This is a genomic window from Mesorhizobium sp. NFR06 (assembly GCF_900115245.1).
In the GTDB taxonomy this organism is placed as follows: domain Bacteria; phylum Pseudomonadota; class Alphaproteobacteria; order Rhizobiales; family Rhizobiaceae; genus Mesorhizobium.
The window spans coordinates 316,873-330,626 of the sequence record NZ_FOVT01000005.1 but is presented as its reverse complement, the minus strand read 5'-3'; the positions used below and the strand labels follow the sequence as shown (position 1 = coordinate 330,626).

Genomic DNA, 13,754 nt, shown 5'->3' with positions numbered 1-13,754 from the left:
GACAGAAGCTCGCGAACCTCGAGCTCGACCAGCTCCAGCAGCTCGGCGTCGTCGACCTGGTCGACCTTGTTGAGGAACACCACGATCGACGGCACGCCGACCTGGCGGGCCAGCAGGATGTGCTCGCGGGTCTGCGGCATCGGGCCGTCGGCGGCCGACACCACCAGGATCGCGCCGTCCATCTGCGCGGCGCCGGTGATCATGTTCTTCACATAGTCGGCGTGGCCGGGGCAGTCGACATGGGCGTAGTGACGGTTGGCCGTCTCATACTCGACATGCGCCGTCGAAATGGTGATGCCGCGCGCCTTCTCTTCCGGCGCCGCGTCGATCTGGTCATAGCGCTTGTATTCGCCAAAAAACTTCGTGATCGCCGCCGTCAGCGACGTCTTGCCATGATCGACGTGGCCGATCGTGCCAATGTTCACATGCGGCTTGGTGCGCTCGAATTTACCTTTTGCCATAGTCTCTTTCCTTGGACGGCCTTGACCTTCAGTTCAGTCGAATGCGGGGCGATTAGCGACAACGGCCGAAAAACACAAGTGCCTTGTGGCTGAGCGGATTCCCGCTCGACCGAACCGATGGTCGATTTCAGTGGGATGTGGCGCGGATATAGGGATGCCGCGTGCGCAATCAAAGGCTCCGGGGCTGGCCCATTGCCGCCGCGGCGCCGCTCTGATCTTGTTCGCCGCATGCAGTTCATTCCAGCAAATATCCGCGGTCCGCTGTTCATGATCGTCTCGACGGGGTCCTATCTCGTCAACGACACGATGATGAAGCTCGCGACCGCCGGGCTGCCGCCCTATGAAGTGCTCCTGCTGCGCGGCGCGGCCGCCACGCTCTGGGGCGTGCCGCTGCTTTTGATGCTGGGTTATGCAAGGCAGGTCCCCCTGCTCTTCGAGCGCAAGGTGCTGCGCCGGAACCTGTTCGAGCTCCTGGCGATCCTCTGCTATGTGGTCGCCTTGGCCAACATGCAGATCGCGGATTCCACCGCGCTCGGACAGGTCACGCCGCTCATCGTGCTCGTCGGCTCCTCGATGGTGTTCGGCGAAAGGATCGGTGCCACGCGCATGGCGCTGATCGGTCTTGGCTTTGTCGGGGCGCTCATGGTGGCGCAGCCTACCATGCAGGGCATTTCGGTCTATGCCCTGCTGGCGCTCGGCAATGCGGCCTTCGCGGCGGTGCGAGACCTTGCCGGCCGCAAGGTCGGCGCTGACGTGCCCGGCATGATCGTTGCCATATCCGCGGTCGTGGTGGTGCTCATCGGCTCAGGCGCTGCGCACCTTGTCTCGGAGCGATGGGTGATGCCCGAGGGACGTCATTTGCTTCTGATAGCGGGAGCCGGGCTCTTCCTGATCTTCGGCCATTTCTTCATCTTCATGGCTTACAGGATCGGGCCGACGAGCGCGGTCGCGCCCTTCTATTACTGCTTCACCGTCTGGGCGGTGATTTCCGGCTTGCTGGTGTTCGGACAGTTTCCCAACGCGCTTGCCGTCTGCGGCATCCTGCTGGTGATGGCCAGCGGCCTGGCGATCGTCTCGCTCGACGAAAGAAGGCGCCGACTGGCCATGGTCGCCTGATGACGTAAACCCAGCCCAGGCCGGTCCCCGCAGACCGACCTCAGCCGAACGACGGACATTCGCCTTCGCGCTACAGCGTGCGCTTGCCGGAAAACTGGTGATACGCCCAGAGCACGACGACCGAGCCAATCACGGCCACGATCAGGCTGTAGATGTTGAGGCCGGTGACGCCCGATGCACCGAAGGCGCTGAAGATCACGCCGCCGACGATGGCCCCGACGATGCCGAGCACGATATCCATGATCATGCCCTGACCGGTCTTGTTGACGATCTTGCTGCCGATGAACCCGGCGACGATGCCGAGAATGATCCAGCTGATGATGCCCATAGTTCCCTCCAAATTCCCCCGCTGTCCCAATCATTTTCATATGATTGTCAAAAGCTCAAGGCAGGTTGAAATTCCGCCCGTTTGCGCCATTCTGGAGCCAGGCGGACTTGGCTTGACAAGGAGATCCACGATGGGCCTTTTCGACAATGCCGTTCCGGGCGGCAATATCACCAAACCCCTGATGATCGCGCTCGGCGCGCTGCTGGTCGGCAAGATGCTGAGCGGCAGAAGCGAAGATCCGGCCGCGCCGCAAGCGCCGGCGCCGACGCCCGCGGGAACCGACGCCTCGGCCGATGGCGGGCTGCTCGGCGGTCTCGGCGGCCTGCTCGACAAGCTGAAGGACGCCGGCCATGGCAACGTCGCCGACTCCTGGGTTGGCACCGGTCAGAACCAGCCGATCAACGCCAATGATCTCGGCTCCGCGCTTGGGCCGGCGGTGATCCGCGAGATCGCACAGCGCACAGGCCTCAACGAGCAGGAACTGCTGCAGCAACTCTCCACGGCGCTGCCCGGCATCGTCGACAAGCTGACGCCGAACGGCCAGGTGCCGCAGAACCATCAGGTCGCCTCGGCCTTCAACAGCTAGGCGGCTGGACGAAATGGAAACGCTGCGGGCCACGGCGCGCGGCGTTTTCTTTGGAGCATGCGAGGAGGAAATCTGGAGCGGGTAGCGGGAATCGAACCCGCATATTCAGCTTGGAAGGCTGCTGCTCTACCACTGAGCTATACCCGCGCCTTACACTGAAGTACCGGATTCACCCGAAAAGCGCCATGCACTTTCGGTCCGAGACTTTCGTTTCAGGGCATCCGGTCCGGCAGTGGTGGAGAGGGTTGGATTCGAACCAACGTAGGCTAAGCCAACGGATTTACAGTCCGTCCCCTTTAACCACTCGGGCACCTCTCCAGTCTGCCGCCGGAGCCATGCAACGAGGCATTCGCGCCGATCCGGAGCCCGAGTAAGGATCTTCTCCGAAATCAGCGAAGCGCCTTATGGCGGCAAGGCCGGTGGGTGTCAACCGGCGTTACGAGGGTTTTTCGAGGATGTTCGGCATTCATTTCGGCAGCCCATATCCTTAGCCGGGCAGGACGGCTATAGAGGCCGGCATGAGCGACGATAAAAGCAACAAGCCCGGCACGCGCAAGGACACCCACTACGCCAAACTGCGGCGCGCGCACCGCGACCAAAAGGCGGGCGGTGCCCCGGCATTCCGGCCTCGTCACCCTGTGCCGCCGGGCGAAGCCCCCGGCGACGGGCTGGTGCGGCTTTATGGCCTGCACACGGTGCGCGCGGCGCTCGACAACCCGCGGCGCAAGGTCAGGAAAATGCTGGTCACACGCAACGCCGCCGAACGGCTGGCGATCGGCGATCTCGCAGCCCTGCCGTTCAAGGCCGAACTGGTCGAGCCGAAGGACATCGACCGCATCACCGGGTCGGACGCCGTGCATCAGGGCGTGCTGATCGAAGCCGAGCCGCTCAGGCCGAAGCGCCTCGACGCGCTCGGCGACACCAGGCTGGTGCTGGTGCTGGACCAGGTGACCGACCCGCACAATGTCGGCGCCATCCTGCGTTCCGCGGTCGCCTTCGGCGCCGGTGCGCTGATCACCACCGCCCGCCACAGCCCGCAGGAATCCGGTGTGCTGGCGAAATCAGCCTCCGGCGCGCTGGAGCATATCGACCAGATCGAGGTGAAGAACCTCGCCGATGCGCTGGGACAGTTGCACGAAGCCGGCTTCCAGACCATCGGGCTCGATTCCGAAGGGCCGGCCGAGCTCGAACAGACCTTCGGCGGCGCGAAAATCGCGCTGGTGCTGGGCGCGGAAGGCAAGGGCCTGCGCCAGAAGACCCGCGAGACGGTGACCGCGCTCGCCCGCCTGGACATGCCAGGCGCCATCCACTCGCTCAACGTGTCGAACGCGGCGGCGGTCAGCCTCTACGCGGCGAACGCATTTCTGAAGCGCTGAGCCCGGACCAGGGCTTGGGCACCGAAGCGAAAACGGGTTCCGGCGAGCAACGCAGGAACCCGTTCTCTGACAGGAAAAGAGCAGGCGGCGTGGGAACGTTGAGCCGCCTACTCCTGACCTAAGCCGCCTTGCCCTTGGCTTTCGTTGCTCCATCGCCAACCTCATGCGCCGCCATGCGCTCCAGCGCCCTGACCAGCGCCGAGTGATCTTCCTTGGCCCCGCCATTGGCGGCGCAGGAATTGAACAGCTGCTGCGTGGTCGAGGTGTTGGGCAACGAGACGCCAAGCGCCTTCGCGCCTTCCAGCGCCAGATTGAGGTCCTTCTGGTGCAATTCGATACGGAAGCCCGGCGCGAAGGTGCGTTTGATCATGCGCTCGCCATGCACTTCCAGGATGCGCGAGGCGGCAAGTCCGCCCATCAGCGCCTGCCTGACCTTGGCGGGATCGGCGCCGGCCTTGGAGGCGAAAACGAGCGCCTCTCCGACGGCTTCGATGGTGAGCGCAACGACGATCTGGTTGGCGACCTTGGTCGTCTGACCGACGCCGTTCGGGCCTACCAGGGTGATGTTCTTGCCCATCTTATCGAATACCGGTTTCGCGCGCTCGAAGGCCTTTTCCTCGCCGCCGACCATGATGGTGAGCGAGGCCGCCTTGGCCCCGACCTCGCCGCCGGAGACCGGGGCGTCGAGATAATCGCAGCCGAGATCGTTGATCTTCCTGGCGAATTCCTTGGTTTCGATCGGCGAGATCGAGCTCATGTCGATGACGAGCTTGCCCTTGGACAGGCCCAAGGCGACGCCGTTCTCGCCGAACAGCACATCGGCGACCTGCGGCGTGTCCGGGACCATGGTGATGATGATGTCGGCCGCCTTGGCCACCGTGTCGTGGCCGGTGACGGTCTTCAGCCCCTTGGCGAGCAGGTCTGCCGGCGGCTTGGAGCGATGGTCGCTGGCGACGACCGCATAGCCGGCGTCGAGCAGATGCCCCGCCATCGGCGCGCCCATAATGCCCAGTCCGATGAAACCGATGGTCTCCATTTGTATCTCCATCAATTTATCGAGGTCGCGTTCCTTCGCGCCCCCCTCTGGCCTGCCGGCCATCTCCCCCACAGGTGGGGAGATTGGAAGCTTCGTCGCCGGCCCTAAGCGGCAGCGCTCCCCTGCCCGGCGAACTCTTTGAACCAGCCGAGCCCGGCTTCGGTGCCGGACTTCGGCTTGTATTCGGCGCCGACCCAGCCGGAATAGCCGAGGCGGTCGATGTGGTCGTAGAGGAAAGGATAGTTGATCTCGCCCGTCCCCGGCTCGTGACGGCCGGGATTGTCCGCAAGCTGGATATGCGCGATGCGGCCGAGGTTCGCCTCGATGGTGCGGGCGAGATCCCCCTCCATGATCTGCATGTGGTAGATATCGTATTGCAAATAGATGTTCTTCGAGCCGATGCGATCGATCAGCGCCAGCGCCTGGTCGGAATGGTTCAGGAAGAAGCCGGGGATATCGCGGGTGTTGATCGGCTCGATCAACAGCCTGATGCCGGCCTGCTCCAGTTTCTCGGCCGCGAAGGCGAGGTTTTCGGCAAAAACGTTTTCCAGCACGGTTCGGTCGGCGCCCTGTGGCGCGATGCCGGCCAGGCAGTTGATCTGCTCGCAACCCAGGGCGTGAGCGTAACTGATCGCCTTGGCGACACCCTGGCGGAACTCCGGCACACGGTCTGGGAGCACGGCAATGCCGCGCTCGCCCTTCGCCCAGTCGCCGGCCGGCAGGTTGAAGAGAACCTGGTTGAGGCCGTTCTTCTTGAGGCGCGCGGCGACGACATCGGGCGCATGGTCGTAGGGGCCGATATACTCGACGCCCTTGAAGCCGGCACGTGCCGCGGCATCGAAGCGGTCGAGGAACTCGTGCTCGCCGAAGAGCATCGAAAGATTGGCTGAAAAACGCGGCATTCTTTCTCTCCTTCCTGTTCTGCCTAAGCGTATTGAGGCTCAGGTCAGGCAGCAGGTCTAGTCCAACATCATGATGGCCGTCGGCGCATCCTCATTGCGTTCGGCAAGTTCCTCGAATTCCGTGATCTTGTCGATTTCCGTGCCCATGGAAATGTTGGTGACGCGCTCGAGGATGAATTCGAGCACGACCGGAACCTGATGCTCCTTCATCAGCCGCCGGGCCTCCTTGAAAGCGGCGGCAAACTCCTCCGGTTTGCGCACGCGGACCGCCTTGCAGCCCATCGCCTCGGCGACCGCGACATGGTCGACGCCGTAGCCTGCCTCCGGATCGCCCACCCGGTTGACGTTCTCGAAGGCAAGGCTCACCTCGTAATCCATCGAAAAGCCGCGCTGCGCCTGGCGGATCAGGCCGAGATAGGCATTGTTCACGACGACGTGGATGTAAGGCAGCTTGTGCTGCGCGCCGACCGCCAGTTCCTCGATCATGAACTGGAAGTCGTAGTCGCCGGAAAGCGCGACGATATCGCGATCGGGATCGGCGGCGCGCACGCCGAGCGCCGCCGGCAGCGTCCAGCCGAGCGGGCCGGCCTGACCGCAATTGATCCAGTTGCGCGGCTTGTAGACATGCAGGAACTGCGCGCCGGCGATCTGCGACAGGCCGATGGTGGTGACATAGGTGGTTTCGCGGGCGAACGCCTTGTTCATCTCCTCATAGACGCGCTGCGGCTTCAGCGGCACCTGCTCGAAATGCGTCTTGCGCTTCATCGTCTTCTTGCGCTGTTGGCATTCCCTGGCCCAGCCGGACCAGTCGCGCAGCTTGCCTGCCGTGCGCCATTCCGTGGCGACGTCGAGCAATATCTTCAGCGCGGCGCCGGCATCCGAGACCAGGCCGAGATCCGGCGCGAAGACGCGGCCGATCTGGGTGGGTTCGATGTCGACATGGATGAATTTCTTGCCCTTGGTGTAGACGTCGACCGAGCCGGTGTGGCGGTTGGCCCAGCGGTTGCCGATGCCGAAGACGAAGTCCGATGCCAGCATCGTCGCGTTGCCGTAGAGATGCGAGGTCTGCAGGCCGCACATGCCGGCCATCAGCCAATGGTCGTCGGGGATCGCGCCCCAGCCCATCAGCGTCGGGATGACCGGCACGCCGGTGACTTCTGCGAACTCGATCAAAAGGTCCGAAGCATCGGCATTGATGATGCCGCCACCGGCCACGATCAGCGGCCGTTCCGCTTCGTTGAGCATCGCCAGCGCCTTCTCGGCCTGGGCGCGCGTGATCGCCGGCTTGAAGACGGAGAGCGGCTCGTAGGCCTCGATGTCGAACTCGATCTCGGCAAGCTGAACATCGAGCGGCAGGTCGATCAGCACCGGTCCCGGCCGCGAGGAGCGCATCAGGTGGAACGCCTTCTGCAGCGCCATCGGCACCAGATAGGGCTCCATGACCGTGACCGCCCATTTGGCAACGGGCGCTGCGATCGAAGCGATGTCGACGGCCTGGAAATCTTCCTTGTTGAGGCGCGCGCGCGGCGCCTGGCCGGTGATGCAAAGGATGGGGATCGAATCCGCCGAGGCCGAATAGAGGCCGGTGATCATGTCGGTGCCGGCCGGACCCGAGGTGCCGATGCAGAGTCCGATATTGCCGGCCTTGGCCCGCGTAAAGCCTTCGGCCATGTGCGAGGCGCCTTCGACATGGCGCGCCAGAACGTGGCGAACGGTGCCGCGCGCCTTCAGCGCCGAATAGAGCGGGTTGATCGCCGCGCCCGGCACGCCGAAGGCATTGGTGATGCCTTCCTTTTCGAGAACGAGAACCGCCGCATCGACAGCGCGCATCCTGGCCATGGCAAGCCTCCATTTCGTTGGTCGGCTTGAGAATGCCAGCGCGCTCTCAATTTTTCAATTTTTTCAGAATATTTTTTCATTTCGAGAAAACGGCTTTTAGCAATTGATTTTCCGTCATTTTCCGTTTTCCAGAAAATCGCTCCGCCACATCGATGAAAAACTTTTCCATTGCGTCTCGCCAGAAATCAGCGAAAGTGCACGGCATGGAAAACACCGAGAAACGCCAGCGCGGCCGGCCGCGCGCCTTCAATGGTCCATCCGAAGCGGCGTCGGTGCAGTCGCTCGATAGGGCGCTGCGGATTCTCGCGATCGTCGCCGAGGCCAGCGGCTTGTCACTGAGTGAAATTGCGGCGCAAAGCGGCATTGCCGCCTCCACAGCTTATCGCATGCTGACGACGCTGGAAAATCACGGCATGGTCGAGTTCGATACGACCGACCAGCTCTGGTCGGTCGGCGTCGAGACCTACCGCATGGGCGCGGCCTTCCTGCGCCGGCGCAAGCTTGTCGACCGCGCCCGCATCGTCATGCAGGAGCTGATGGAAAGGACCGGCGAAACCGCCAATCTCGGTGTCGCCGAAGACGATTGCGTCGTCTTCGTCAGCCAGGTCGAGACGCATCAGGCGATCCGCGCCTTCTTCCGTCCGGGCACGCGGAGCCCCTTCCATGCCTCGGGCATCGGCAAGGCCGTGCTGGCGCATCTCGAGCCGGAACGGGTCGCCGCCATCCTGCGCAAGGCAGGCCTGCAGCGCTACACCGACAAGACGCTTTCCGACATCTCCGCGCTCGCCCACGATCTGGCGACCATCAAGCATCGCGGCTGGTCGGTCGACGACGAGGAGCGCCACCCCGGCATGCGCTGCGTGGCCGCCGCCATCTTCGACGAGTATGGCGAGCCGATCGGCGGCGTTTCGGTGTCCGGCCCGACGGTGCGGGTCACGCCCGAGCGGCTGGCAGAGATCGGTCCGATGGTGCGCGACGCCGCGGGGGAAGTGACGAAAATGATCGGCGGCGTGAGAGCAGGCTGATCAAGACCACTTTGTTTTGCGCATGGTCCTTTCCGAACCGGAGGTCAGCGAGGCAAAAATCCGAGCCGATTTTTCGGAGTCATGCGCCGGGCAGCGCACTCTTGGCTGCTATGTCGAAGAAATCGAGCAGGATCGCCAGCCCGACGCCACAGGCCGCCAAGATGAGGCCGGTGATGAATATCCGACTGGCGCGATCATGAATGCTTCGCTGCAGGGATTTGATGTCGAGCAGAATGGCAAGCGCCCGCATCTGCAGCGCAATACCGACTAAGATCGGCAGGACGGCAATCAGATGGTAGGTCTGCCACGGGATCGGGTTTGCCGCCCAATGAGTGATGAAGCCTAGCGAAAACGCAAGCAGGATGCCGACGATGGTGATGGTGCCGTTGCGGAAAACCGGTTCGACCCGTTCTTCCTTGGGATCCTGGTTGTCCAAGCTACCCTCCCCCCTCGACTGGCGCGTCAAAGCCAGACTAAACGCTTGTAAAATTGCTGTACATCGTTGGTTGCTCAAATGGAGCCGACCGGCCACAGCATCGCTGGACGCCCGACTTGACCGTCTTGCCGCGGCATTCGAATGCATGCGAAAGGGCACGGATGCGGAAAACTGTTTACCTCCTATCCGCCGCTTCCCTTTGCGGATGCGTGGCGGCGGCACCGCCGCCGGATGCCGGCGGCCAGCGTGTCGATCCCATGCCGATGTCGCTGGCCCTGGAGGAGATCATCACAACAGGTGTCCGCCAGCATCTGAAAAACCCTCTGGGCGCGAGGTTCGGGGCGATGCTGGCCGGCGAGCGGACGCTGAACGGACGCCAGGAGATCGTGGTGTGCGGCTCTGTCGATGACAAAGACGCTGCCAACGGCACAGGCGGCGACAAACCTTTCATTGCCAGGATCTACCCGGACGCCGGGAATAGCTTCGACCTCGTCGCGATGGGCGACGAAAGGCCGGATAGCGGGATTCTCGTCGGCGACGCCTGCCGCATGGCCGGACTGTCGATCGAGTCGAAGAAATCGTAACCGATCAAACGGACGAAAAAGGGGCCGCGCAGCCCCCTCTTCTGGATTGCCGAGACGGTCGCCCTCGTTTTTAGAGGTGGCAATAATGCGGGTAGCCGTCATAGCCGATGTAGGTGTTCGAACCCGGATCATAGCTGGCGTAGCGGGCCATGCAGCGACGGACGTGCCAGGACCCTTCGTAACCGTCGTCCTCGACATAGACGGTGCGGGGCTGCTGCTGGGCGAGCAGGCTGCCGAGAACGAAACCGCCGACGCCGGCGGCGATGCCGATGCCGAGTTCGCGGCGATGATGGTGGTCGTGGGCGGCCGAAGGCTGGACGGTGCCGACGAGCGAGCCGGCGGCGACGGTGGTGGCGATGAGGCCGGAAACGATGGTGCGCTTGAGCATGACGATCTCCTGGTTTCAGTGGAGAGGCGAACCATCCGCCTCTTGATCATGGGTCGCGGCGGGCCGGAGAAAGGTTCGAAGATTTTTTGATTTTTTCGCGAGCGACTTTCCAGGCCTTTTCTCCCGCCTCCGGTTGCCTATCGCCTTCTCGTCAAAAGAAGATGATCACCTTGCCGTGGTGGTGGTGATTGTGGTGCCACGGCCACCGGGCATGTGATGATGGTGGTGATGGCGAATGTGAATAGTGAATGGGTCAAAAGGCGTCCGCCCTTCACCATTCACTCCCTTACCCCATCCCCATCACATGGCGCAGCCAGAAGGCGAGCACGATGAAGCCGATGAAGGTGGCGACGCCGGTCCAGTCGATATTGGCCTTCTTCAGGTCGCTGATGGCCTTTACCAGCAGAAGCCAGGTCACGACGATGAGCGGCAGGATGATGACGAATCTGATCATGCGGCACCTCGTATGGTGCGATTGCACCTGAAGAGAAATGTAGGAAGCGGCACGCCGCATTTCAGCAGGCCGGCTAAGCAGCTCGATCCATTGGCAATCCAAAACGGAGTTTTGTCTTTACTGGCGCACCAAATGTGCTACCGGAGCGCTGTGCCCTTGTAGCTCAGCTGGTAGAGCAGCGGTTTTGTAAACCGAAGGTCGCGGGTTCGATCCCTGCCGGGGGCACCATCCTTCGCTCTTCGAGCTTCGGATGGCAGGCCACCCCTTCGCTCTTCGGGCTTCGGATGACAGGCCACCCGAAGATCGTTAGACGAAGATGTGTCCTCCGACGCCTGGCCGAAGGAGGATTGCTGACGGCTCGAGCCAAATTCGGCCGAGGCGCGAAACTCAGCCGTATTCGAAGAGCTGACCTCTGCTCCTACTGAAAGGCAGACGCGATCTGCTCAGTCGCCGCGGCTCTGTCGAACGTGTTTCTCACCCGGACGGATTTGTAGACATAGACGACCCAAATCCCGGTCGCTGCAAACGATGCGATGACTGTGACCATCATATCTCCTGCCAGGATCCGGCTGATTGAAACGCCGAGAACGGTCGAAGTCCAAACAGCATCGAGGACGAACACGACGGGAATCGCAATCCACTGGTAAAGGAACAGCCGCTTGAAGCGAGGGCTACGCCGCAGCATTGCGAACAGAGCGACCACCTGAAGCACCGCAAACGCCAGCAACAGCACGATTTCGCCACAGACGGCCAAAGGGCCGTTGGGCAGCGGCATGAGCTGCTGGTAACCCTCGCTCGAGGAGAAAAGCTCAGTCAGCGTGCGGAACGGCGACAAGACCTGCCCGATTGCCAGGAGCATGAGCCAACCGCCAAACCCTACCAAGCCGTTCGGATTCGCTGACGGCTTGATCGCCGAGCGAACAGCAAAGAAAACAGGCACGCCGATCAGCAGCAGCACGATCGCCCAGTGCCAGATAGAAAACGTCCCCATTCAATCCTCCCCCTGCATTCTACTTTAGATTGTAACAGATTTCAATCTCAACTCAAGGGACAATCTCGGGAAGTAAAGCGCCTTCGCGGTCCAGGCGGCAAAGTCGCCCGATAGCCGAAAAGGCAGAGCAGGCTTCGAACCCAGCCCTGCCGGCAAGAGCCACCGCCCTATATTCCAGCAAGATGCTGTTCCGGCAGGATGCTGCCATGTCGCGCACACTGATCGTCGTTGGCCTCAGCATAATTGCTATGGGCCTGCTGTGGCCCTGGCTGACCCGGATCGGCCTTGGCAGGCTTCCCGGCGATATCGTGATCGAGCGCGAGAACTTCAGGCTCTACGTTTCCATCACCACGGGAATACTGATCAGTATCGTGCTCTCAGCCATCCTATGGTTGATCAATCGCTAGGGGCACGTTCTTCTGCTCGCTCCTGGCGTCACGCCCCCGATCGCCGCCACCAAGATCCGGTTCTGCCGCCTGATCGCCGCCCGCAGCTCCGGTATCCTCGCCTCGTCGTGTTTCACGAACTCGATGAACATCATGTTCATGTTGTTGAAGATGAGCTCGCCCACCGCCGGGCCGTCAATGTCTGGGCGCACGAGGCCGATCTCCTGCAGGCGTGCGATGAGCGCCCTTATCTGCTCGGTCAGCGCGCGGTCGAGCCCGGTGTAGGCCAGGCCGAAAGGGCTGTCGGGCAGTTGCGTCGAGATTGCCATTGCCTGCCGCCACATCTCCTTGCTCAGGTAATTGAGCGAGTGCTCGATATAGATGCCGATGAGCGTATCCAGCGCGTCGCCGACATTGGCCGGCGGGCTGGCTACCACCCCTCGCCCGGCATTCAGCACCTCGTTGACTTCGAGGGACACGATGGCGCCGAGAATGTCGCCCTTGTTCTGGTAGTAGTTGTAGATGGTTCCGATCGACACTTCCGCCTGCGCGGCGATCGCCTCGATCTTGGCGCCTTCATAGCCGACCTCGCGGAACAGCTCTGCCGCCGCCTCGATGATGCGGCGGTGCCGGTCCGCTTTCTGCCTCTCGCGCAATCCGCTCATATCGGTCCCTTTGCCAGAAAATCATAATTGACTCAATTTTAGAATTGGTTCAAGTTTTCTCCAACAAGCCAGCAAGGCAGGGAGAACACTCGATGACTACCAATGCCCGGAATCCGCTTTCCACTTTGAAGTCCAGCCTCGCCGGCGCCTGCGCGGCCGTGGCGCTGCTCATCGCGGCGGGTGGCGCCAAGGCCGCCGATCTGAACGCGCTGATCTGGTGCGATCACTCCGATCCGGCGCTGCTGCAGCCCTTCGAGGAGGCCAACAACGTCAAGGTCAACGTCAAGGAGTTCGAGGGCACCGGCGCGGGGCTTGCCATCGTCGACCAATCGCAGCCCGGCGACTGGGACGTGATGGTGATCGATTCCATCGACGTGCCGCGCGGCGTCGAGAAAGGCCTGTTCGAGCCGCTTCCCGAGGACAAACTGCCCTTCGCCGACCTCTTCCCTGAAGTGAAGATGGACAAGTCCACCATCGTCGACGGCAAGCGCTACGGCATCACCGAAAAGTTCGGCTACAACACGATCGGCTTCAACAAGACCAAGGTTGATCCGGCCGACATGCAGTCGCTGGCCTCGCTGACCAGCGATAAATACAAGGGCAAGATCGCCATCTACGATTACTACTTGCCGGTCATCGGCATGGCGGCTTTGGCCATCGGCAAGAAGACGGCTGACCTCACCGAAGCCGACCTGCCGGCGCTGAAGGCCGAGCTGCTCAAGATGAAGACCAATGCCAAGCTGGTCGGCGAGGTCACCGCCAGCCAGACCGCCTTGGCGACCGGCGAGGTCGACATACTGGTCGGCGGCGGTGAGTGGGTCACGGCGGGCCTTGCCAAGGAAAACCCGGCGCTCGACTTCTCGATCCCGAAAGAGGGCGCGGTGCTGTGGTCGCAGTCGCTCGCCATGTTCAAGGATTCCAAGAACAAGGACATGGCGCTGAAATTCATCGAGTACATCATGAGCCCGGAAGGCCAGGCGCGGCTTGCGACCTCGTCCTGCTACTGGGGCATGCCGTCGAACAAGAAGGCTGCGCTCACCGACGACCAGAAGAAGATTCTGCGCTTCGACGAGCAGCCGGGCTTCCTCGCCCGGGCCCAGGCCTATCCGGCGCCGAGCGCCGATCTCGACAAGAAGATGCAGGATATGTGGACCGCAATGCTGCAGGCGCAGTAAATCGGC

General features: G+C 62.3%; 17 protein-coding genes and 3 tRNA genes. 8 read left to right on the top strand and 12 right to left on the bottom strand.

Features of this window, described 5'->3' with window-relative positions; translation table 11 throughout:
• On the bottom strand, positions 1-461 hold a 461-nt coding region (locus F3H96_RS12465; RefSeq protein ID WP_149802030.1), incomplete at its 3' end, for a GTP-binding protein.
• 228 nt (positions 462-689) lie between these two features.
• Between F3H96_RS12465 and F3H96_RS12460 the strand changes: the two genes are divergently transcribed.
• Positions 690-1,577, top strand: a complete 888-nt coding sequence (locus F3H96_RS12460) for a DMT family transporter (RefSeq protein ID WP_149802029.1) — start codon at positions 690-692, stop codon at positions 1,575-1,577.
• A 70-nt stretch (positions 1,578-1,647) separates the two neighbouring features.
• Here the strand turns inward: F3H96_RS12460 and F3H96_RS12455 are convergent, their stop codons facing one another.
• Positions 1,648-1,905, bottom strand: coding sequence for a GlsB/YeaQ/YmgE family stress response membrane protein (locus F3H96_RS12455; RefSeq protein ID WP_149802028.1), 258 nt, complete (start codon positions 1,903-1,905; stop codon positions 1,648-1,650).
• A 130-nt stretch (positions 1,906-2,035) separates the two neighbouring features.
• Here F3H96_RS12455 and F3H96_RS12450 point away from each other — a divergent pair, with 130 nt between their 5' ends.
• Positions 2,036-2,491, top strand: coding sequence for a YidB family protein (locus tag F3H96_RS12450; protein ID WP_149802027.1), 456 nt, complete (start codon positions 2,036-2,038; stop codon positions 2,489-2,491).
• A gap of 73 nt (positions 2,492-2,564) precedes the next feature.
• On the opposite strand, the gene F3H96_RS12445 is transcribed toward F3H96_RS12450, so the two are convergent.
• Both F3H96_RS12445 and F3H96_RS12440 read right to left on the bottom strand, forming a co-directional pair.
• A tRNA-Gly gene (locus F3H96_RS12445) sits at positions 2,565-2,638 on the bottom strand.
• 86 nt (positions 2,639-2,724) lie between these two features.
• Positions 2,725-2,809: transfer RNA gene (locus F3H96_RS12440), tRNA-Tyr, on the bottom strand.
• A 200-nt stretch (positions 2,810-3,009) separates the two neighbouring features.
• Here F3H96_RS12440 and F3H96_RS12435 point away from each other — a divergent pair.
• Entirely contained in the window at positions 3,010-3,867 is an 858-nt protein-coding gene (locus F3H96_RS12435) for an RNA methyltransferase (protein WP_149802026.1), read from the top strand.
• 118 nt (positions 3,868-3,985) lie between these two features.
• On the opposite strand, the gene F3H96_RS12430 is transcribed toward F3H96_RS12435, so the two are convergent.
• The 3 genes from F3H96_RS12430 to gcl are packed head-to-tail and all read right to left on the bottom strand — an operon-like array spanning position 3,986 to position 7,644.
• Positions 3,986-4,966: a 2-hydroxy-3-oxopropionate reductase gene (locus tag F3H96_RS12430; RefSeq protein WP_348530059.1), complete on the bottom strand. Its 981-nt coding sequence runs from the start codon at positions 4,964-4,966 to the stop codon at positions 3,986-3,988.
• A gap of 41 nt (positions 4,967-5,007) precedes the next feature.
• Positions 5,008-5,805 carry a hydroxypyruvate isomerase gene (hyi, locus tag F3H96_RS12425; RefSeq protein WP_149802024.1) on the bottom strand — a complete coding sequence of 266 codons (798 nt, stop codon included), beginning with the start codon at positions 5,803-5,805 and terminating at the stop codon, positions 5,008-5,010.
• Between the two features lie 57 nt (positions 5,806-5,862).
• Positions 5,863-7,644 carry a glyoxylate carboligase gene (gene gcl, locus F3H96_RS12420; RefSeq protein ID WP_149802023.1) on the bottom strand — a complete coding sequence of 594 codons (1,782 nt, stop codon included), beginning with the start codon at positions 7,642-7,644 and terminating at the stop codon, positions 5,863-5,865.
• A gap of 203 nt (positions 7,645-7,847) precedes the next feature.
• Between gcl and bhcR the strand changes: the two genes are divergently transcribed.
• A complete protein-coding gene (gene bhcR / locus F3H96_RS12415; protein ID WP_149802022.1) occupies positions 7,848-8,669 on the top strand; it encodes an HTH-type transcriptional regulator BhcR in 822 nt (273 codons plus the stop codon).
• Positions 8,670-8,748: 79 nt separating this feature from the next.
• On the opposite strand, the gene F3H96_RS12410 is transcribed toward bhcR, so the two are convergent.
• Positions 8,749-9,105, bottom strand: coding sequence for a hypothetical protein (locus F3H96_RS12410; RefSeq protein WP_149802021.1), 357 nt, complete (start codon positions 9,103-9,105; stop codon positions 8,749-8,751).
• Between the two features lie 116 nt (positions 9,106-9,221).
• Here F3H96_RS12410 and F3H96_RS12405 point away from each other — a divergent pair, with 116 nt between their 5' ends.
• Positions 9,222-9,689 carry a hypothetical protein gene (locus F3H96_RS12405; protein ID WP_244619972.1) on the top strand — a complete coding sequence of 156 codons (468 nt, stop codon included), beginning with the start codon at positions 9,222-9,224 and terminating at the stop codon, positions 9,687-9,689.
• Between the two features lie 70 nt (positions 9,690-9,759).
• Here F3H96_RS12405 and F3H96_RS12400 read toward each other — a convergent pair whose 3' ends face one another.
• Both F3H96_RS12400 and F3H96_RS12395 read right to left on the bottom strand, forming a co-directional pair.
• The gene (locus F3H96_RS12400; RefSeq protein ID WP_149802019.1) at positions 9,760-10,077 is read right to left on the bottom strand and encodes a BA14K family protein; all 318 of its coding nucleotides are present in this window, start codon (positions 10,075-10,077) and stop codon (positions 9,760-9,762) included.
• 286 nt (positions 10,078-10,363) lie between these two features.
• Positions 10,364-10,531: a hypothetical protein gene (locus tag F3H96_RS12395; protein ID WP_149802018.1), complete on the bottom strand. Its 168-nt coding sequence runs from the start codon at positions 10,529-10,531 to the stop codon at positions 10,364-10,366.
• Positions 10,532-10,683: 152 nt separating this feature from the next.
• Between F3H96_RS12395 and F3H96_RS12390 the strand changes: the two genes are divergently transcribed.
• Positions 10,684-10,759, top strand: a tRNA-Thr gene (locus F3H96_RS12390).
• Between the two features lie 190 nt (positions 10,760-10,949).
• On the opposite strand, the gene F3H96_RS12385 is transcribed toward F3H96_RS12390, so the two are convergent.
• Positions 10,950-11,522, bottom strand: a complete 573-nt coding sequence (locus F3H96_RS12385) for a DUF2569 family protein (RefSeq protein WP_149802017.1) — start codon at positions 11,520-11,522, stop codon at positions 10,950-10,952.
• Between the two features lie 206 nt (positions 11,523-11,728).
• On the opposite strand from F3H96_RS12385, the gene F3H96_RS12380 reads away from it, so the two are divergent.
• The gene (locus tag F3H96_RS12380) at positions 11,729-11,929 is read left to right on the top strand and encodes a DUF2905 domain-containing protein (protein WP_149802016.1); all 201 of its coding nucleotides are present in this window, start codon (positions 11,729-11,731) and stop codon (positions 11,927-11,929) included.
• Here the strand turns inward: F3H96_RS12380 and F3H96_RS12375 are convergent.
• Positions 11,926-12,573, bottom strand: coding sequence for a TetR/AcrR family transcriptional regulator (locus tag F3H96_RS12375; protein WP_149802015.1), 648 nt, complete (start codon positions 12,571-12,573; stop codon positions 11,926-11,928). The two genes, F3H96_RS12380 and F3H96_RS12375, sit on opposite strands and share 4 nt — an antisense overlap.
• Before the next feature lie 92 nt (positions 12,574-12,665).
• On the opposite strand from F3H96_RS12375, the gene F3H96_RS12370 reads away from it, so the two are divergent.
• Positions 12,666-13,748 (top strand): spermidine/putrescine ABC transporter substrate-binding protein, encoded by a 1,083-nt coding sequence (locus tag F3H96_RS12370; RefSeq protein ID WP_149802014.1) that lies wholly within the window; start codon positions 12,666-12,668, stop codon positions 13,746-13,748.
• Positions 13,749-13,754: the final 6 nt, after the last annotated feature.

Coding starts and splice junctions, on each gene's coding strand:
- F3H96_RS12375 (WP_149802015.1), bottom strand. CDS start 12,573: ATGAGCGGATTGCGCGAGAGGCAGAAAGCGGACCGGCACCGCCGCATC.
- F3H96_RS12395 (WP_149802018.1), bottom strand. CDS start 10,531: ATGATCAGATTCGTCATCATCCTGCCGCTCATCGTCGTGACCTGGCTT.
- F3H96_RS12370 (WP_149802014.1), top strand. CDS start 12,666: ATGACTACCAATGCCCGGAATCCGCTTTCCACTTTGAAGTCCAGCCTC.
- hyi (WP_149802024.1), bottom strand. CDS start 5,805: ATGCCGCGTTTTTCAGCCAATCTTTCGATGCTCTTCGGCGAGCACGAG.
- gcl (WP_149802023.1), bottom strand. CDS start 7,644: ATGGCCAGGATGCGCGCTGTCGATGCGGCGGTTCTCGTTCTCGAAAAG.
- F3H96_RS12460 (WP_149802029.1), top strand. CDS start 690: ATGCAGTTCATTCCAGCAAATATCCGCGGTCCGCTGTTCATGATCGTC.
- F3H96_RS12450 (WP_149802027.1), top strand. CDS start 2,036: ATGGGCCTTTTCGACAATGCCGTTCCGGGCGGCAATATCACCAAACCC.
- F3H96_RS12435 (WP_149802026.1), top strand. CDS start 3,010: ATGAGCGACGATAAAAGCAACAAGCCCGGCACGCGCAAGGACACCCAC.
- F3H96_RS12400 (WP_149802019.1), bottom strand. CDS start 10,077: ATGCTCAAGCGCACCATCGTTTCCGGCCTCATCGCCACCACCGTCGCC.
- bhcR (WP_149802022.1), top strand. CDS start 7,848: ATGGAAAACACCGAGAAACGCCAGCGCGGCCGGCCGCGCGCCTTCAAT.
- F3H96_RS12385 (WP_149802017.1), bottom strand. CDS start 11,522: ATGGGGACGTTTTCTATCTGGCACTGGGCGATCGTGCTGCTGCTGATC.
- F3H96_RS12430 (WP_348530059.1), bottom strand. CDS start 4,966: ATGGCCGGCAGGCCAGAGGGGGGCGCGAAGGAACGCGACCTCGATAAA.
- F3H96_RS12455 (WP_149802028.1), bottom strand. CDS start 1,905: ATGGGCATCATCAGCTGGATCATTCTCGGCATCGTCGCCGGGTTCATC.
- F3H96_RS12380 (WP_149802016.1), top strand. CDS start 11,729: ATGTCGCGCACACTGATCGTCGTTGGCCTCAGCATAATTGCTATGGGC.